Raw genomic sequence first — 19,856 nt, 5'->3', positions numbered from 1 at the left:
TCAAGAAACTGCTTTTTTAGGTAATACAAAAACAATATTTGTATTGTCAGATGCTTTATCGTATTTTAAATAACCACCTTGCTTATCAATTACTTTAGTCAAGAGATTTAAATCGATAAAGTAAAATTTATTACCTGATTGAATAGAAACTTTGTCTTCTTCGTTATTAAATAAACCACGTTCCATACGATCACTGCTATCGGCAAAACAAAATTCAATACTATCAGCAAACTCGGTTAAGGAAAGCTGAATCCATTTATTTTTTTTGTATTTAAGAATTTTAATAGAATTATTTAGCAAATATAAGAGTACATAGACAATTGAAGCAGGTCTGCATTCAAACTCAAATTGGGGATCAATGTCTAAAGTAATATTAAACTGGATATCGTGATTTTTAATTTTATCTATGAAAAATATGTTAATTGTCTCTAATATTTTATTAACATTTGAATATTGCATTGTATTTTGATTTAAATCTCTAAAAAATAGCTTAATAGAATTAATTTTTTTAGCAGTATTAAAACTCTTTTCAGAAATCATTTCAACATCATTCATTGTTACAATTCTATTAAAATCTTCTTTATTAATCATAGAAGATACTTTAATTGATTTTATATAAATATCGGCTAAAGAACGATTTACTTCATTTAGAACTTGAACAGAAAGAATATTACAAAACAAGTTTTGCTCGTACAAAAATAATTTTTCATTTTTAAAAAAAAGTTCTTTTTTTTCTTTTAATACTTTAAGCTCTGAAACTTTTGCTATTAGACTATTTTGCTTTTGTTCAAAGAGACGCACAACACAATTAGATAAGTATTTAAGCGAAATCTTTTGATATTTATTTACTTTTTTTGGCTTATACCCTAGAACACAAAGAGCTCCAATTCTATGACCAGACTGAGAGATTAAGGGTGCTCCAATATAAAAACGAATTCCACCTTCTTTGGTAGCAGGACATTCTGAAAAACGTGGATCTTTAGCAGTGTCTTGAATACAAAAAATATCGTCACTCAATATAGTATAGTTGCAAAAGGAAAGATTTCTAGGAACTTCTTTGATAGAATATCCGATACTTGACTTCAATTGCACACTGTCTTCAGTGACAATAGTAACTGCAGATATCGGGCATTTGAAGATTTCACTGGCTAAAAAGATAATTTCTCTAAATTCGGATCCAAAAACTTCTTGGATTAAATTATAATTCTTAAGGACTTCAAGGCGTTCTTTTTCATCTATAGGAATTAAATGAGCCTTTTCTTTCTTAGGAAAATTTTTATTCATTTTTTTGTCCTGAAAATGAAATTGCTATTATTTTATTAAAAATTATAAAATTAATAGCCACATTGCGCTTTAAATTTAATTATTTTTTTAAACTAATCCCATTAAACATAATTTAGTGTAGGCACAAGCCTTTATTGTAAAAAAATAAATTAACTCTCACAATATTCACTTTCTAAAATTAATATGACCTAAGAGCAATGATTTAAAGGATATAATATTATAAATAGCATCAATATTTTAGATATGTTCATAACATTGTTAAAAATAAGGATAATTAAAAAAAATTATATTACACTTGAAACCATATATTTTTACTAAGAAAGAATTGCAGTTAGGAAAGTTATCCTATTTAACAATCTTGCTTAAAGCTATTATAATAGCATATTCATATTTTGACAACCTTATTGAGATATTAAATTAAAAAATCTTCCTCAGCAGATATACCCATAACTTATAACACTAAAAATATTTACTTTTCTAAAATAAATTATTTATTTCAAAATTTCATTTCGCAATAATTATTTTAGAATCTTGTTAAGTCTGATTTTATTTTAAAAAATACTTAAAATCTTAAAATTCACTTTAATTATCAAATACAAAGAAGTATTTATTATACTTTATGAAGGAATTCTTAAAAAATAATAATTGTTAGTTTGATGTGTTTGACATTTTATAAAAATAGGTCAATTATATATTTGAGAGTTTATGCTAAGTTTATTAAAATTAAAAACTTAATAAACTTTCATCTATTTTCATTAGATCTAGGAAAACATATGGTCAAAAAGTTATTTAAGAGTAAATTAGACTGGAATTTAATTATTCTTTTATTTTCTATTTTGTTAGGCGGCCTTTGCGGTTATTATTTTCCTAACTTTATAACGTCAATCGAGTGGATTGGCAAAATATTTATGAACACTCTCATGATGCTCGTTCTACCACTTATTTTTTTAGCACTTGTAAGCGCAATAACTTCTATGGGAGACATCACCAAATTAGGCACTCTTGGTAAAGTTACCATTCTCGTTATTATTATAAACGTAAGTTCTGCAGCTCTCATCGGAATGCTCTTAGCTTTCTTTTTAAAACCTGGCTTAGGTGTAAATCCAAGCCTCATGGGACACGATGTCCAAGATCTCTTAAAAAGCACCTCTGAAAATTTAGGTTTTTCTGAGTTTATCCTAAGCATGTTTCCAGCCAATTTAGGTGAAGTCGCAATTCGTTCACAAATTCTACCCATTGTCGTTTTTGGTATCTTTTTTTCTATTGTAGCTCTCCATCTTCTTAAACAGAACTCTGTTGCAATCGCTCTTAAAGTTTGTGCTGGTTTTAAAGATATTCTTATGGGAATGATCTCTGTCGTTATGAAAGTCACACCTATTGCTATGTTTTCTCTTATTGGCAGTTCTGTGGCATCATCGCTTTTAAAAGGAAATTTATCTGAAGATATGCTTGGTATTTTAAAATTTCTTATTATCTTTTTAGCTGGCTGTCTTATTTTATGCGTCCTTCAATTTCTCATTTTAAGAATCATATATGGAAAAAATGCAAATTCGTTTTTAATGCAATCCATAGGCTCTGTTTCAACTGGCTTTGCTACTGCAAGTTCCTTAGCAACTCTACCAGTCATGTTGATTGCGGCTGAATCACAAAAAATAGATGAAGCCACTGCTAAATTTGCTCTTCCCTTAACTGTTGTTTTTAATCTCGGATCATCAGCGCTTTATGTTGCCACTGCAACTTTATTTGTGTCTCAAGTTTTAGGAATTGAAATATCTGGTTTTAATATTTTCATAATATATATAACAACCGTTATTACAGGCCTTGGCACAACAGGAATACCCAATGCAGGCTTTATTGCCACTGTTACAGTATTAAAAACAATATCTGTACCCTCGACCTCAGTTGCAATTTTATTTCCAATTGATGCAATACTAGGAAGAGTAAGAACTTCCGTTAATATTTGGGGACACCTTGTTTGCACAAAAATAATACAAATTTATTTAACAAAAAAAAGATGACTACGGAACACAATTACAATTATTTTTTGAGTCTTCTTTTAAAAAGGCTGTTGCAAAATTATTTAATATTCCTTTTTATCAGAAACGAGCGTAAAACCCCGACTTCTAAAGTCGGGGATATAAGTGAGCTGAAAAGACCGCAGCACCAAACGGTGCAAGTCGCAGATCAAGTTCTTTGGATGAGTGAGTTTGTCCTAAGTATTGATTACACTTTTAATTGTAAATAAACCGTCGCCAAAAAAATTTCTTTAAAAAAAGAAATTATTAATTTTTACTAAAAAAATAAAGATTTTTAAAATTATTTAAAATGGACAACCATCCACAAATGGCCATCTAAATCACAAAACCCTCTGGAATAAACAAAATTATAGTCTTGTTTATCAAGTATGAGACTGTGTTCCGATCCACCCGCCTCAATTGCTTTATCGACAAAATCATCAACTTCACTTTGCTTTGTCTTTGAAATACAAATAAAACTTTCTCTATGTGTAGCTGTATTGCAAAGATCATTGACTATGTATTTTTTAAAGACAGTTTGACTAAAAAGCATAACATAACAATTTTTTCCAATAACCAAACAAAGAGCATTTTCATAGGTATAACTTGCTTCAAATGAAAAACCTATTTTTTTAAAATACTCTTTTGATTTATCCAAATCAGTTACTGGAAGATTGACAAAGAAAGATTTATGCATATGACACCGCTCTTAAAATTTTGCTTTTATCATATCATAAAAAGAGAAATCTTATGTCATAAAACTAACAGGCAATACTCATTTTTAAATTTTATATCCTTTTTCAGGAATGAATATGATTCTTTGCTAAGAGCTGACTAAAGAGTGAGTCTTTATTTAATAGAAATTTTAATTAATTTCTTTTTTTAAACCTAATTCTTCAAGATTTTTATCATGCTCCCTTTCATATTCAGTGACTTTTAAAGATAAATCTTCGTATTTTTTTTCCATAATATATTTAGAAAGCAAACTCAGCCGTTTGTATATTTGTTGATAATTCTGTCTATCCGAATCGCTGATAGAATTGCTATTGAGTCTTTCTACTGCATTTTCATCTTTAAGCTTCTTTTCTAAAAATTTCACTTCTTGTTCTGCTTCTAAAATACCGCTAGGCATTGAGTTATTGACTTGATCTTCGAACACATTGTTATTTTCAGCTATATTTTGCCTTTCCTTTGTTTTATTATCTTTAATGCTAGGTTCAACTGAGTTTTTAATACTAACTATTTTATTTTTTTCTGATTGAGATACATTTATTTCAGAACTTTTTTCACTACTAAAGAAAAATTTATTTATAAATAAAAATAATAAAACAAAGACAATCCCAAATATCGCAGTATATTTATTAAACACTTTCATCTCATTCACTTTCACTTATTGATTTAATATTATCAAAACTAACTTGCGCTGCATAATCATTATCTCCTTTATTTTCTTCATTATATCTTCCTATAAATTGCATACTCAGCTTGGCATTTCCTAAATATAAATCACAGACAAGATCTGCAAATCTATTGTTCACAGAAGTAGCCCCATCATACTTCATTGTATTATTGATAAAATTATCAGTACTTTTTTTGAATTCATTTTTTTCATCAATAATATTAGATAATGCATCTATATTATATTGTATATCATAAGTAAGATCAGTTATTGTGAACTTATTATTGTAATAGACTTTACTCCAATCAATTCCGAGTTTAACTGCTATAAATTTTTTCACAGCAGTGTCAAATCCTGCTTTGAGAAAATTCATCTGTGAATCCAAATCAATCGTAACGTTAGCTCCTCTTACATATTTCCTATTTGTTTCATTAGCACGATTTTTAGCTATAAGAGCGAATTTTCTTACATCATCACAATCATTACGATTAACACCTTTTTTTCTATCAAAGAAAAAATTTATAATATCTATTTTAAAACCTAAAGAACCTATAAATTGTTTTGGAAAAGATTCGACTGTGACATCGGCACCGTATTTATGCGTTTTAACTTTTAATAGCACAGGTTCATTGGCATTAGGTATATTCATTTCAAATTTATAACTCTTTGAAATATTTTCTGTGGGATCAGGTTTTTGCACAGAGTCATCTGGTGCATCTTGTATATCTGTTTTTTTCTCAGAATTTTTTGTTCCACAAGACACTGTTTGAACTAAGAGAAAGATAAAAACCATTATTTTTATTACTGACATAGTTTAACCTTTTTAAGAGTGCTTAGATTTTATTCTAAGCACAATAACAGATTATAATTTACTTGTAAATGTTACTTTATTTGAGCGATCTAAAATTTGGTAACCACTTACTCTATCTTCAGCCCAAAAGTTTGCTTGAGATCTAAAATAAGAAGACGCATTTGATCCGCCAAAAATTGAGCCAATTGTGCCTATAAAAAAGGAACCTACCTGACAGTAATAATAATTACATCTATCAAGCCTACCAGCAGCATATAAAATCCCAGAAATGGGTGGTTGAATTATACTTGGAGGAGTAGAGCCTGCATTTTGCTTGGCAGAAAGTATAAGAACTCGATCAAACAAGAGTTTCTTTTGTTCTAACGTAATATCACTTTGTTCTCTTGGCGTGTATTGAAACTCTCCATTGTCTCCATCAAATTTAATTTCAAACCAATCAGAAGTTTCGTTATTTTCTACTATGGAATGAGCGGATGAAGTAGAAAACCACCCTCTTGAACTCGTTTTACTTTCGATTTTGCTGTATAAGTTAGACAAATGATATTTTGCTGAAAAAGATCTTCTCCCTTTCACTTGATACGTATAATTTACATTCAAAGTCATATTTGCAGAAATATTATTTATATCATTTTCTTTCACTGGTTGATTGATATTGTCATAATATGTGCATCCTCCTAAAAGGTTGAGTTTTACTCTACCAGATGCACTTCCGAAAAATTCATCTTGTTTACTCTCTTTTTCGTTTAATAAAGGTAAAGGAGTTTTTGGATCTATATTTTTAAGCATTTGATAGCTCACTCCGGGGATAGAAGCATCAATAAGGACTGAAAAAGTAGTATCAGGCGTAGTATCACTTTCTTTTAGGAAAGCATTAAAGAACGCATTTTTTATGAGCATAGGCTGCCACGCTATATTTAAATTCTTATTCATTTCTTGATATTTTTGCACCAAATTTGTTGTATCTGCGTTGAATAAGAGATTTGCTGAAAGACCTTCAAGCACAGCATATCTTTGATATGAATTTTGAGCAGCAGCTGCAATATTGTCTGCTGTTGTTTGCAAGCTCTGCAACGGTTTTAATAATTCCTCAAATCTATTAAAAATATAGTCGTATTGCTCTGAAGCTAATTTAACTTCTCTGTATGTTCTATTAAATTCTTTTTCTGCGGGATAGTATTCAAAATCTAATAATGTTCTATAATCTTCTACAAGGGTATCTAAAAGTTTTTTAGCTTCAGCCGTTTTAGGAGAGTTTGGCTCAGACCGTAGCAAATCTTCATACTTATTTCTTGCTGTATCCAACTCTATACCAAGTATTGCTTTTTTAATTTTTATCGCTTCAAATTTGTTATAAGCTTCTTCATTTTCAAATTTTTTAGTGGACAATATTTTAAAAAGATTTTCTTATTCCTTCTCCAAAGGATCGAGTTCTTTTCTCATATTATTTATTTTTAAACGTATGCTTTCTCTAATTAAAGCACTCTGTCTAACTGAGTTTTGATCAATTTTTAATGTAGAGCAAAAGCCTAAATTTAAATTCTGTTGAACAGCACTCACAGTGACCTTACCGACTTCAGGCGGAAGCACATAAGCATTTGCACACTCTTCATCAAACATAACGGCATTAGAGTTTTCTGGATGATTTATTCCTTTAAAAGCACATTTATTTACAATATTAGGTCCACCCGCAAAAGCTGAACTTGAGAGAAAAAGAGAAGAAAAAAGCAATGTCAATTTAGCATTTTTAGTCATTGTGACAACTCCTACATTAAACAGCGTTATTACTCTGAAACAAAACTAAATTATGTATTCTTTAAAATATTGTGTTTTAAAATTCAAGTAAAAAATAATAAATTATTACAAAATTAATTTATTATAAGACATATTTATTGTTTATTTTATATAATATTACTAATAATATTTTTGTAAAATAAATAACTAAAATATAGACTTTTATAAATTTACAAAAAGTAATTATTTTACATCCTTGTCATTTTATTATTTGTAATAGAGAATTTTTAAAATAGTGATTCTGAAAAAGAATAAAAAAAAGCCCCGCCAAAGCGGAGCCTTTTTTGCCAAATAAAAACTGCAAGGAAAAACAAACTGGTTGCAGATGTTTAAAATTAGAAGCGGTAGTGTGCAAATGCTTTATTTGCTTCTGCCATTTTATGAACGTCTTCACGTTTCTTGATAGCAGCACCACGACGGTTTGCAGCATCGAGGATTTCAGCAGCAAGCTTATCGCGCATGGATTTTTCATTGCGTAAGCGTGAGTAAGAAATAAGCCAACGAAGTGCAAGAGCTTGTCTGCGTTCTGGACGGACTTCTACAGGAATTTGATAGTTTGAACCACCAACACGGCGTGTGCGAACTTCAACTTGTGGTTTGAGGTTTTCAAGAGCACGTTTGAATACAGCAATTGCTTCTTCATCTTGTGCTTTTTGAGTTACGATTTCGATTGCGCCGTAGAAAATTTTCTCAGCTGCGCTTTTTTTGCCATCTTCCATCATACAGTTGATAAATTTAGTAACAAGTGTGTCACTAAATACTGGATCTGGAAGTACTTCGCGTTTTATCGGGCGGCGTCTGCGTGCCATAGTTTAAATTCCTTCTAAAAAAGAGAAACTTCAAAGTTTCTTTGAAACCTTTACTCAAAAGCAGAACACACTGTTTGCTTCTGTTTGTCGTGTTGGCCATATTGCAGGCAGGGAGCAACAAATCTCACCTATAATGTAAACTGTTACTTACTTTTTACCTTTTTTAGCAGGTTCAGCAGCCGCAGCGCCTCCCTTAGGACGTTTTGCGCCATAAAGTGAGCGAGATTGACGACGTTTTGCAACGCCGGTTGTGTCAAGTGCACCACGAACAATGTGGTAACGCACACCAGGTAAGTCTTTTACACGACCGCCACGAACAAGAACTACGGAGTGTTCTTGAAGGTTGTGGCCTTCACCTGGGATATAAGAAATAACTTCAATACCTGTTGTAAGACGGACTTTTGCAACTTTACGAATTGCAGAGTTCGGCTTTTTAGGTGTTGTTGTATAAACGCGTGTACAAACGCCACGACGTTGTGGGCACTCTTTAAGTGCTGGGGACTTGCTGCGATAAGCCTTAGGTGTACGACCACTCGCGACAAGCTGGTTAATAGTTGGCATACGAAACCTTTCCTTGTATGTATCCGTCTGTTTTCCTTACACTTATTCTATTTGGCACAAGAAAAAGTGTGCATAAAGTCGCCTTTTTGCAAGCTCCACACATTAGTGAGCTTCCCTGTCAAAGTCAACCTTTTTTTATAGGTCAAAAGTCCTTATAAAGTTAAACATTTACACTGCAAAAGTGCGCTAGAAAAGCCGTCTCTTGACCCCAATAGTTTAATTTACAAAGGGTATTTAAAATCTACTGATTTTTAAACTACATTTTAGCCTCAGGAATTATTGACATATTTAAACTGAAGTTCCCAAGCCAGAAAAGTAAAATCATGCAAGATTTAAGCTCAAGTTTATAAAAATAATGCGCTAAAGTTCATAAGAAGAAGCAAAACTCAAGAGAAAATAAAAAGGAGCGGCTTCATGCTTTCAGGACTTGTACGTACAGATGTTTTTATTCCAGATCCCAGTCCGCCTCAAACAAATCAAGCAGAAACGAACGAACTCAAAAAGCCTAAAATGGATGCTCCTCACTCAGATAAAGAAACCTCATCCTTTAAAAAGTTTTTCGATAAGTCATGCCAAGAAAACGAAAAAACAGAAGTGAATGATAAAGATAAAGACAGAGATAAAGAAAATACATCTTCCCCCCAAAAACAAAATTTAACCAAACAAGGTGATATAAAAGAAAAGAAAGAAGACGAAATCATCCCAAATTATTCTTATTTTCCAAATTTTTTCTTTTCATCCACCCAAAAATATGAAAATTTTCAAATGGTCACTCCAAAATCAGATGGGGTTCGAGTTGCAAGCAATATGATAGAAGAATTGTTTCAAAAACCAAATTTTTCACTTTTTAATGAAGCTATACCTATTTTAAAAAAAGATGAAAACAAATTAGATCTCAATGAAACAAGTTTATTTGATAATAAAAATTTAATCCTACCTTTGCTAAAAAATGAAAATATTTATTTAGAAGAAAATCAGAATAGAGTCGTAAATGTAGAAAAAAATATTTTACCACAAAGCAATAGCATCAATCTAAGTATAGTTGAAAATGAAGAGCTTAACGTTATTATAAAAAGCACAAGTAATTTAGAAAAATTAAAAGATGCAGTTAAAGATTTTTTTCCTGATACTAAAATTGAAATAGAAAATATTGAAGAATATGAAATAAATAAAGATAATGAAAGCAGCAAATTTATAATAAATAAAAATGAAAAAATCCTTCCTCTTAGTAAAAAAGAATCCGTACTTGAATCAAAAAATGATGTTCAAAAAAATCAGATAATTGAAAATCATATAAACAGTAAAACTGAAGATATTCAATCTTTAAGTCTTATTCAAAACAATAAAGATCCAAATAAATCTGAAAGTTTATATATTAAAAAAGCTTTATTTGAACAAGAGGAAGTGATCGTTCAACCCCAATTGATTAAAGCAGAGACCTCACCTGAAAAACCAAATTTATTCAGTATATTAAAAGATAATTTTCAAAATAAAAATATAGATTTTACAAGCGAAGAAATACTTCCTAAAATTGACAATAACTTACAAGTTATAACAATTAATCCAAAAAAAGTAAAAGCAGACGTTGCAACATATGATATTGAAGAAGTTGTTACAATACAAATTTTACCACAAGAAAATAAAGCGCAAGAAAAAAAACTTGAATTACCCAAATTAGGTGAAAATGAAACTCTTAAAAATGACGAGAAAAATCAGAGCATAACAACTATAGAAAAAGATTCAAAGAAAGAAATAAAATCTGATAAAGAAATACCCGAAGTAAAAGAAGTGACAAAGAAAATTTTTGACAATAACTTAAAAGATAACAAAGACACACTCACTGAAAAAAGTAAAATAGAACTGCCGAAAGAAAATAATTTTAAGCGCAACGAGTCTTCAATGCAAATGTCTCATTCTGATAATTCATTTAAAAAAGAAGAGAAATTTTCAGAAGATAAAAAGAATCTTGATGACAAAACATTTTCTTTAGAAAAGAATATTTCAAGTCAAGAAAAAACACCTATCGTTGTTTCTGAAAAAAGCAAGGCTGACTTTTCAGCACCCATTGTGAGCGTTGCAACTAGAAAAGCAATTGATCTTTCAGAACAATTACAAGCAAGAGGTGGTGGAACTGCAAAAGTTCAAATTCAGGATGATAAGCTTGGTCAAATTGAACTCAATATCCAAATGAAAAAAGACAATTCAGTGTCTATGGAAATTAAAACTTCAAATAGAGAATTAAAAAATATAATTGAAAACGGAACGGACACTCTAAAAAAATCTCTTGAAGTGCAAAATATTACACTTACAGATATAAAGGTATCTATTACAGAAAAATCTTCTCAATCAAACCTAAATTCGGGCGGTCATTTTAGCTCTCAACAACAATCAAATCATAATTCAGATAATAACTCAAACAATCAAAATGCAAACCAAGGTTTCACAAATTCATTTACAAATCAAAACAATCAAAAATTTTTCCAGAATCAAGAAAATGATTTAAAAATAAATCCTTATCAAAATACTAGTAGCAGCAATAAGACTGATAACTTTAAAAAAGTGGAAAAAAATTCATTAACAAATATTCAACGTGGTGCAAATGGATCTATTAAAGTTTTAGCTTAAATGTTTTATTATGATTAATATTACAAATGGAGTGAAATATGATACTTGGAGAAACAAGAGGACCAGTTAAAGTACCTGATAGAAATGCAGAGCCACCAAAAGAAAGTGGACTAAAAGTTGAAAAAGGAGAAGACTCACCAAATTTTGAAAAAATGATTGTAGAGTCAAACTTTGAAAAACAAGCTGAACTTGAAAAAGAAAAAGCGGCTGCAAGTGGTGACTTTCGCCTCGGTGAAACAAAAAATGATCGAGAATTTAGACAGCAACTCGAAAAAGTAACTGGGAAAAAACAAGATAAAGCAAAAAATAAACTTGAAAGAGATGACTATTTAAATTTACTTGTGACTCAATTAAAGTACCAAGATCCAAGTAAGCCAATGGAACACTTTGAAATGGCTTCCCAAATGGCACAATTTAATACCGTTGAACAGCTTATGGGAGTTAATAAAGTTTTAACAGAAATGAAGAAAATGCAAAATGACTCTAAAGCAGAGAAATTATCTCAATATTTAGGAAAAGACATTGAACTGCAAGGTGATCAATTAAAAATAACTGAAGATGGTAAAATATCAAGTGCAAAATTTGAACTTGATTCACCTGCAGGAAATACTGTGGTTGAAATTAGAGATGAACAGGCAAAATTAGTTAGAAGTATTCCACTTGGTCCAAAACAAGCGGGCGCACATAAAATTACATGGAATGGATTGAATGACAAAGGAACTCCTGTGGTGCCAGGAAATTATAAATTTAATGTGCTTGCTTCGACTGATGAAGGTAAGCCAATGACCACAAAACTTTCTTATGTCGCTAAGGTTGAAGGAATTACAGATATTTTAAGCGGCGGGAAATTAGATACGAATTTAGGTACAGCTGATCCAAGCAAAATAGTTGCTATTAGAAACCCAGAAGAATTAACTAAGGTAACAAAACCAACGAATCCAATTGGACAGAAATTATATAATGAACAAGGTATTCAAAAAGCAGACGATCCTTTAAATAAAAACCCTCAACAAAATAAAGGACAAATCCCAACTTTAAATGGAATGCCTGAAAATCAAAATGCACCCAATCCACAAAATATAGCTGAACAGCAACGCATGATACCTCCACAAATGCAGAATGCACCCAATCCACAAAATATAGCTGAACAACAACGCATGATGCCTCCACAAATGCAGAATGCACCCAGTCCACAAAATATGGCTGAACAGCAACGCATGATGCCTCCACAAATGCAGAATGCACCCAATCCACAAAGCTTTCCGCCTCCTCTAAAAATGCCTCCGCAAATGACTAATTTAAATTCTCCACCAAATGGGGAGCCGCAAAGACTTATGCCACGTCAAGCACCAAAATCCGTTGACAATGCAGGAGCAAAAGAGGTTTTTACATCTCCAAATAATCCTGTTCCAAGATCAGACATGCAAAAGAAATCAGCGGATATGCCTCCACAAATTTCTCCGCAAAAATATGGAGGACCTCCCCCGGTGGCAGGAATCAACGGTCGAGCTTACTGAATTCATTTATTGAAAGAGGACATGTGTCATGCCAATAAATTATGCCTTATTTAGTGCAGTTTCGGGATTAGGCTCCAACGCAGACGGAATGTCAGTTGTTGCCAACAACATCGCCAACGCTAACACAAAATCATTTAAAACAGACAGAGCTGAATTTGAAGATATGTTTGCCGTTACTTTAAATGAGCGTTCGCAATTAGGCCGTGGTTCTCGACTCAGAAATATTACAACGCTCTTTAATCAAGGCGCTCTGACAAATACGGGTCAAATTACTGACTTAAGTGTCCAAGGTGAGGGTTTCTTCATTATAAAAAATGAAATGGCTGAAGTGAAAGAATCAAATGGAATGTTTTTCACGCGCCAAGGGAGCTTTCGCTTTGACCGAGATGGTAAATTAACAGATCCAACGGGCAGTCGAGTACAGGGATTCATGCCTGACCCTGATAGCAACAATCGGTTAAGTGTAAAAATGTCAGACCTGCAAATTATTAGCAACGTGCTCCCTCCTAGAGCAACTTCAATAGTAAATGTAGTGGCAAATCTAGATGTGAGAGATAGAACACCTCTCGATGAATTTGATCTTTCACGCCCACTGGACACCTCAAATTTTGCCAGTGCAGTGACAATTTTTGACAACTTTGGCTATGGGCGCCAAGCAGTTATTTATTACGTTAAATCTCCAGATCAAGATAAAAATGCTTGGGATTGGTATGCCACTGTGGATGGCCAGGAAGTCTCAACAGATCCACAGCGCAATGATAGAGGAAAAGTTTTACCGGCAGTTATTGCAAATGGACGTGTCGAATTCGACGAAGATGGCAAACCTATTTTACCCTTTTTAACAAAAGCAGGAATTCCCGTTGGCATTGATATAGTGAGTAAAACAGACGCATTTGACGTGCAATTCGTCAATGGAGCACGCCCTCAAAAACTTCAATTTAACTTTGGCCCAACTATTGAAGAAGATTATGTCCTTGGAGCACAAGGGTCTACAAGTATTGCTGCAAGATCAGGTATTTCCTTCCACTCTCAAGATGGCTATGAAGCGGGTTATTTGAAAACCATTAAAATTGATTTGGATGGCATGATACGTGGAACTTACACAAATGGTTTGGAAAGACGCCTTGGAGCCATGGCGCTTGCTACTTTTCCAAACAATCATGGTTTACAAAAAGTCGGACGTAACAATTGGATAACTACACCTAAAGCCGGAGAAGCGCGTATAGGTCTACCGCAAACATCATCTCGAGGAAGTATTTATTCAGCGAGCTTAGAGGAATCAAACGTAGATCTTGCTCAACAATTCGTGGATATGATTTTAACTCAACGTGGTTTTCAGGCGAACTCAAAAGCTATTACGACGACAGATACGATGTTAGAAGAAATTATTAATCTTAAGAGATAATTAAATTAATATGATTCTTTGGTCATGTATTCATTAAGAAATCAGAAGACAGGGTCAAAGAATTTATCTTGTAATAATAATTCCTAACACTTATGCTTAATTTAGAAAACAAAATAGAAAATGCTGACATTTTGATTTTTTTTTATTAGGTATAAATTGTTTTTTGGGTAGCTATCTTTTCTTTATAAAAGAATCGCTATTACAATTATTTTAGGTCTATTATTATTGGTTTTTTTATGATTACAAAAGAAAATTTCACTCATTCACATTCACACTCAGCATGCGTAAATCTATATATTGGATTATTTGTAATTACATGGCAATTATTTTTAATTCTCTTCCCAATTTACATTTTTAATAATTATAATGGGCACTGGATCTTTAAAATAATAATTGCAATTTTTAGCATATTTTTCATAGGCACACGCATGCGTGCCCTTGGAAACATTATTCATGAATGCTCACATAACACATTTGTTCCCAAAAGAAAAGATAACATAAAAATAGGGAAATTCTTATGTTTTCTTGATTTTTCAGACTTTAATTCCTATAAAAAAGATCACTTTTCGCACCATCGATTTTTAGGCGATCCTCTAAGAGATGAAGATTTTAAGGAAAGACAAAAGATAGGTCTTTTTAAAAAAGACAATCTTAAATTGATAAATATTTTTTCTATTATATTTTCACCAAAAAGCTGGTTTTTATTATCAAAAGTAAATAATATTTTTAAAGATATTAATTATTCAAAACTCTATAAAATCTTCTATTATTCTTTTTTCTTATTATTTTTAGGCTTTATAATTGGATTCATAAATTTAATCTTCTTTCTTATCATACCCTTTCTTTCTAGTTATCAAATGTTAAAACTTTTATCTGATTATCTTGATCATGGTGCTATATATTTCAAAGAGAAAGTAGAATTTAAATCACGAAATCATATCTTTTCAATTTCGTTCTTAAATTGGATTTTTTTTCCAAGATCCGACTGCTATCACCTAGTTCATCATTTACACCCATCTGTTCCAACCACTCAATTGGCAAAAAAGCATGCCGAAATTATGAAAAATGATAACGAATATCAGCGGAGAAGACATCATATTTGTTAAGGCCAAAGCAAATATTGACTTCCATAGGGATCTTTGCCTTCATTGATTAAATGCTGCATAGATTTTGTTTTTAAATCAACATCATCATATGTTAAAAAAGTATAATCCTCATTTTCTTTTTGGAGAGTTAAAGTATTAGGTTGCTTTGGATTAATAGCTTTGATTTCAACATTATCTCCCGCATCCCAATCATCCCCCTTTTTCCGATTTATAGTCACTTCATCCCCTGCCACCATATCATGAAGTTTTGCAGGAGGAACCCTACGAATAGTTTGTTTCTCGCCATCTTTATAGTATTCAACATTATAAGGTGTGCGATCAAAGATCGGAGGAATCATTGACTGCTCCCGCAATGGGTATTTTTGCCCTCAATGAATCGGTATTTTTTGCCTAAGGCTTTAAGAAATGAATAAATTGAAATTTACAATTCTAATTTTAGCTAACCTATTACTAAGCCCTATTTATATAATATTATTTATTTTTTGCGGCATTTTATCGATTATTCCAATCTTTCCCACCCGTATTGCAAAGCAAAACCTGTCGGAAAGATTAAATATTAATGGAATTAAAGCAAATTATTATATTGCGCTTATATATATAAATTATGTATTTTACTTTATCGAAGCTTTTATTTTTAATATTTTAAGTATAAATATATGCATTGTAACGCAAGATAAATATCTTAATGAAGCCTTATCCTTAATATTAAAAACACATCCGTTAAGCCAAGACAGAGGATGTGTTTTTATATTGCCACATATGGCAAACGTTGAAATGTATTCATTACCCGTTATTAAAATTTATTCCGAAAATCAAAAAACAAAAGTCTATGCTTTAGCGCAACCCTCTCATTTTAAGTTTATAAATAAGATATTATATTGGTATAGAAAAAGTCCTGGATTAGACGTTATTTGGACTGATAACAAGCTCTTCACACATATGGAAAATATTATTGTAAAAAATAAAGCATCCATCTGTATGCTCATCGATCAAAAACCAAAAAAAGGAGGATTATTTATTAATTTTTTTGGTAAATATTCTGCTTTTCCTTCATCAGGCTTAAGAATGTGCCTCAATCAAAATATGGCAGTCATTTATGTGGTCGCAAAAAGAATAATACCTGGCTTTTTAATTTTAAAATTTCGTGCTGGCATAAACGCTCATTTAAAAAATGAAAGTTCATCTCAAGAAATAAATATGGATGAATTAATACCTGCAGAAATTTTTAATTTTGAAAAGATAAAGGAAAGAGAAAAGAACACGGCTATTGAAATGTCTTATTTTGTTAACTGGATTGAAAACGAAATCCGTCAGAATCCAAGTCAATGGTGCTGGGATTACAAGAAATGGTCAAGAGAACCCAGCAGCAATTAACAAAAGTTATATGATTTCACGTCCAGCAATTGTTCCTGCAGCACGACTCGAGCACCCACAGGTGCGATTTCCAGCCGATTCAAACATTGAGCCGCAGGTTAAACAACGGCGAACTCTGACATGAATAGGCGAAAGACCAGCAAGGCGACGCGCAATATTTTTTTGTTCAATATCTTTAATCACGCTAGGAGGTAAAGTCTTGATACGCATACCATTTTCAATTCTCTCACCATTTGCAAGGTCAGAAACGGGAGTCTGTACAGTTTCTTTTGCCCCTGCGCTTTCTTGCTCATTTGTAAGTAAAAATTTAGAATTATTGCGTATTAACATAGTAACCTCATAAATATTTGAGAAAAATCTTGTAAGAGAGGATCTTGGATGGAATACTCCACCTTGAAGTCTTGCAAGCTAAACGAGATACAGAAAATATTCTTTGATATGGATCATTAAATTATATGATTTTAATTAAAAAATTCCACAAACACTTGCTTTTATTGCGAAATTTCGTTCCACATTTTATGAGCTATTTTATTTTAATATTATTTATAAATAGCTGTGTAGCCACTAAAGATAATTCAAAAAAAATACTCAACTCAATTTCCACTCCCTTTTATATGATCAACACCCCAAGCTCAACACTTCAATTTTCTTATCAAGATTTAAACCCCTATGTCGTCAATGGCCTTGGCTGGACCCCTATCATCTTACCCACTGAATCTCACATTCAAATTCAACCCTCAGACTTTCTTGTGGCATATTGGCAAGAAAGAGACGATCCTGTTTTGCCTCCTCTTGAAGGATCCTGCCGCTTTATCAATGATTCAATAAATGAAACGAGCAGTGCCGCTAACAAAGGCCCCCTCAAACTTGTTACTTTTAATTCTGATAGCGTGGATCCAAGCAAAGACGCCGGAGAGGTTTTTTTTCTCCTAAACTCCGAAACCTTACGACCTTTTGCAATGTTAAAACTCAATGTTTATGGCCAAGCGAAATGCTTTGTCTCACAAAAGACATTTCGAATTTCCAGTGGTTTTGGTCAACTGCGCAATGAAAAAGAGTCTATTCCTAACTCTTCAGAGCAAACCGTGGCATTTTCAGAAAACTCATTTATTGCAATTGAACCACTTAGAGTAGATGGAATTTACGAAGGTGACCTTCTTCGCATTGGAAGAAGTCTTTCTGCAAATGTTTGGACTAATTTAAAAGATAAGTTTAATGAAAGTGGTTTTTTAATTCCCTCTAAAATTAATAACGATCTTTTTATCGCAGGAAACTTCCAATCAAAAAAAATGGGTGTGGACGAGTATATGAAAAGCTCAATACTTATTGGAAAAATGCCTTTTAAAATTAAATTAGAAACTTCATCGTATCAAGTTGCCGTTTTTCGCAAGAACAAAATGGTCTGTCTCAAAACAATTGAATTAAAACCAGATGAGGTATATGATTTCACATGTTTTCCAAATGAAGGACAAACTGAAGATGATATTTTTGAAAATGAAGCACAAAATTATTATTTTGATCCTACTTTTTATCCCTTTTCAATTTTAGATTCAAAAGATTTTCAAAGTTGGGCGTTTTCATTTCCTAATAATTTTTTAGTTACATCCCCTATTAATATAAGAGATGATTATTTTAATGAAGAACTCAAATCCGAAAAATTGAAAGAATTTCAATTTTTATTTCAAAATTCAAATAATAATCTCACAAGTATTTTAGGAAGAAAATACTCTATTAATCAATTAAATAAAATAAAAAAAACTTCACTTGATGATTATTATTTGGGAGTAAATTCCTTAATTATTTCTGATTATATCACATCAATCCGAAATTTATCACAAGACTTTGAATACTTTGGCATACCACTTGGTGCTGTCGGAGAACAAAGTCTTGCACTAGGTGCTGTTCCGTTTTCCGTTTTTACAAAATTTACAAATAAAAATCTTGAAGAAGATTTTTTATCAATGTCAAATATACAGGCATCAAATGGTACTTTATTTAAGATATTTGAGCCCATACCCTTAACTCGAAATGGAGGAATTTTATCAAGTTTTATTCAACAAAGATTTCGTATTAGAATTGTAATTCCTGCATGGAATTCGACAAACATTGTAGAAATGTATATTAATGGTAAAATACACCGTCGTTGGATTCTTGATCGAGGTGATATTTCAAAAGCTTATTCTCAAAGCATTGAAGAAACGACCAGTGAAAAAGGTGCATTTACAGTGAGATGGATCGCATGGGGCGAAGATTTCTTGCCAGATTTTTTAAATGCTTCTAATAATACATTACCTCTTGTGATCACTCGAGATTATTGTATTGATACAATTGGAGATGGGATTTGCCATTTGGAGCAACAAAAATGATAAAATACAGTCATATTGAAGTTGAAAAAGACTATATATCTAGAGAAAATTATCTTACTCAAAAAGAAGGTCATTTACTTTCAGATATGATCGATTCTACACTGCTCAAGCAAGACCTTGCGCAATTTCAAGTGGAAAGTCTATGTAAAGAAGCTCTTGATTTTAATTTAAGGGCCATTTGTATTCCACCTAATTATGTCCCATTTGTTTATAAATTTATTCATAATTCACATGAAAAAATATTTAGTAATACTCAAAACAAAACAAAAATCTGCACGGTGATTTCTTTTCCTCTAGGTTATTCAACAACAGAAAGCAAAATCAATGAAGTTGAACATGCTGTAGCAAATCATGTTGATGAAATTGATTTTGTTCAGAATGTTACTTTTGTAAAAAATAATAATTTTATTGATTTAGAAAAAGAATTTCTTGAAATTGTAAAAATTGCTAAATCAAAAGTTGTAAAAGTAATCCTTGAAACAGCTCTACTAAATAATGAAGAAATTTATAAATGTTCATATTTAGCTGCAAAGTGCGGTATTCATATTATCAAAACTTCAACAGGTTTTTCAAAAAGAGGTGCGACAATAGAAGACATATCAATAATTAAAAGCGCAATTGAAAATCACCAAAAAGAAACAGGAATTCTACTTGGAATTAAAGCAAGTGGTGGTATTCGCACCCTTAAAAATGCAAAAAATCTTGTAAAAGCGGGAGCAACACGTCTAGGCACAAGCGGCGCAGTAGAGATTCTACAAGATAAACTTAATTCAAATAATTATTAATTATGCAA

The 19,856-nt window shown here is 31.7% G+C and carries 18 protein-coding genes; 8 read left to right on the top strand and 10 right to left on the bottom strand.

Going from position 1 to position 19,856, the window contains the following annotated elements; genetic code table 11:
• Positions 1–1,284: a GAF domain-containing protein gene (locus tag GCL57_RS10690; RefSeq protein WP_152213336.1), complete on the bottom strand. Its 1,284-nt coding sequence runs from the start codon at positions 1,282–1,284 to the stop codon at positions 1–3.
• Positions 1,285–2,057: 773 nt separating this feature from the next.
• Between GCL57_RS10690 and GCL57_RS10685 the strand changes: the two genes are divergently transcribed.
• Positions 2,058–3,302: a dicarboxylate/amino acid:cation symporter gene (locus tag GCL57_RS10685; RefSeq protein WP_161597709.1), complete on the top strand. Its 1,245-nt coding sequence runs from the start codon at positions 2,058–2,060 to the stop codon at positions 3,300–3,302.
• Between the two features lie 298 nt (positions 3,303–3,600).
• On the opposite strand, the gene GCL57_RS10680 is transcribed toward GCL57_RS10685, so the two are convergent.
• From GCL57_RS10680 to rpsL, 7 genes are all read right to left on the bottom strand, one after another.
• On the bottom strand, positions 3,601–3,996 hold the full coding sequence (locus GCL57_RS10680; protein WP_152213334.1) for a VOC family protein: 396 nt from the start codon (positions 3,994–3,996) through the stop codon (positions 3,601–3,603).
• Positions 3,997–4,164: 168 nt separating this feature from the next.
• Positions 4,165–4,668, bottom strand: coding sequence for a hypothetical protein (locus GCL57_RS10675; protein ID WP_152213333.1), 504 nt, complete (start codon positions 4,666–4,668; stop codon positions 4,165–4,167).
• Between the two features lie 7 nt (positions 4,669–4,675).
• Positions 4,676–5,509, bottom strand: a complete 834-nt coding sequence (locus GCL57_RS10670) for a hypothetical protein (RefSeq protein ID WP_152213332.1) — start codon at positions 5,507–5,509, stop codon at positions 4,676–4,678.
• A gap of 51 nt (positions 5,510–5,560) precedes the next feature.
• The gene (locus GCL57_RS10665) at positions 5,561–6,895 is read right to left on the bottom strand and encodes a hypothetical protein (RefSeq protein WP_152213331.1); all 1,335 of its coding nucleotides are present in this window, start codon (positions 6,893–6,895) and stop codon (positions 5,561–5,563) included.
• Between the two features lie 18 nt (positions 6,896–6,913).
• Positions 6,914–7,261 (bottom strand): hypothetical protein, encoded by a 348-nt coding sequence (locus GCL57_RS10660; RefSeq protein WP_152213330.1) that lies wholly within the window; start codon positions 7,259–7,261, stop codon positions 6,914–6,916.
• A 374-nt stretch (positions 7,262–7,635) separates the two neighbouring features.
• Complete coding sequence (rpsG, locus tag GCL57_RS10655; RefSeq protein ID WP_152213329.1) at positions 7,636–8,109, bottom strand: 30S ribosomal protein S7; 474 nt, start codon at positions 8,107–8,109, stop codon at positions 7,636–7,638.
• 147 nt (positions 8,110–8,256) lie between these two features.
• Complete coding sequence (gene rpsL / locus GCL57_RS10650; protein WP_130609868.1) at positions 8,257–8,670, bottom strand: 30S ribosomal protein S12; 414 nt, start codon at positions 8,668–8,670, stop codon at positions 8,257–8,259.
• A 414-nt stretch (positions 8,671–9,084) separates the two neighbouring features.
• Between rpsL and GCL57_RS10645 the strand changes: the two genes are divergently transcribed.
• The 4 genes from GCL57_RS10645 to GCL57_RS10630 all read left to right on the top strand — a co-directional run bounded on the left by GCL57_RS10645 (position 9,085) and on the right by GCL57_RS10630 (position 15,323).
• A complete protein-coding gene (locus GCL57_RS10645) occupies positions 9,085–11,295 on the top strand; it encodes a flagellar hook-length control protein FliK (protein WP_152213328.1) in 2,211 nt (736 codons plus the stop codon).
• A gap of 38 nt (positions 11,296–11,333) precedes the next feature.
• Positions 11,334–12,812: a flagellar hook assembly protein FlgD gene (locus tag GCL57_RS10640; protein WP_152213327.1), complete on the top strand. Its 1,479-nt coding sequence runs from the start codon at positions 11,334–11,336 to the stop codon at positions 12,810–12,812.
• Positions 12,813–12,840: 28 nt separating this feature from the next.
• A complete protein-coding gene (locus GCL57_RS10635) occupies positions 12,841–14,217 on the top strand; it encodes a flagellar hook protein FlgE (RefSeq protein WP_152213326.1) in 1,377 nt (458 codons plus the stop codon).
• A 236-nt stretch (positions 14,218–14,453) separates the two neighbouring features.
• Entirely contained in the window at positions 14,454–15,323 is an 870-nt protein-coding gene (locus tag GCL57_RS10630) for a fatty acid desaturase family protein (protein WP_152213325.1), read from the top strand.
• Here GCL57_RS10630 and GCL57_RS10625 read toward each other — a convergent pair.
• Positions 15,320–15,661 carry a hypothetical protein gene (locus GCL57_RS10625; RefSeq protein ID WP_152213324.1) on the bottom strand — a complete coding sequence of 114 codons (342 nt, stop codon included), beginning with the start codon at positions 15,659–15,661 and terminating at the stop codon, positions 15,320–15,322. The genes GCL57_RS10630 and GCL57_RS10625 overlap by 4 nt on opposite strands.
• 67 nt (positions 15,662–15,728) lie before the next feature.
• Here GCL57_RS10625 and GCL57_RS10620 point away from each other — a divergent pair, with 67 nt between their 5' ends.
• Complete coding sequence (locus GCL57_RS10620) at positions 15,729–16,697, top strand: lysophospholipid acyltransferase family protein (protein ID WP_152213323.1); 969 nt, start codon at positions 15,729–15,731, stop codon at positions 16,695–16,697.
• A gap of 6 nt (positions 16,698–16,703) precedes the next feature.
• Here GCL57_RS10620 and GCL57_RS10615 read toward each other — a convergent pair whose 3' ends face one another.
• On the bottom strand, positions 16,704–17,027 hold the full coding sequence (locus GCL57_RS10615; RefSeq protein WP_152213322.1) for a hypothetical protein: 324 nt from the start codon (positions 17,025–17,027) through the stop codon (positions 16,704–16,706).
• Positions 17,028–17,152: 125 nt separating this feature from the next.
• Here GCL57_RS10615 and GCL57_RS10610 point away from each other — a divergent pair, with 125 nt between their 5' ends.
• Both GCL57_RS10610 and deoC read left to right on the top strand, forming a co-directional pair.
• Positions 17,153–19,063 carry a hypothetical protein gene (locus tag GCL57_RS10610; protein WP_152213321.1) on the top strand — a complete coding sequence of 637 codons (1,911 nt, stop codon included), beginning with the start codon at positions 17,153–17,155 and terminating at the stop codon, positions 19,061–19,063.
• Positions 19,060–19,848, top strand: coding sequence for a deoxyribose-phosphate aldolase (gene deoC, locus GCL57_RS10605; RefSeq protein WP_152213320.1), 789 nt, complete (start codon positions 19,060–19,062; stop codon positions 19,846–19,848). The genes GCL57_RS10610 and deoC overlap by 4 nt, the downstream gene beginning before the upstream one ends.
• Positions 19,849–19,856 lie beyond the last annotated feature (8 nt).

Source organism: Fluviispira multicolorata, assembly GCF_009208585.1.
Lineage (GTDB): Bacteria > Bdellovibrionota_B > Oligoflexia > Silvanigrellales > Silvanigrellaceae > Silvanigrella > Silvanigrella multicolorata.
The sequence above is the reverse complement of the archived record's forward strand: the minus strand, read 5'-3'. Positions and strand labels throughout refer to the sequence as shown.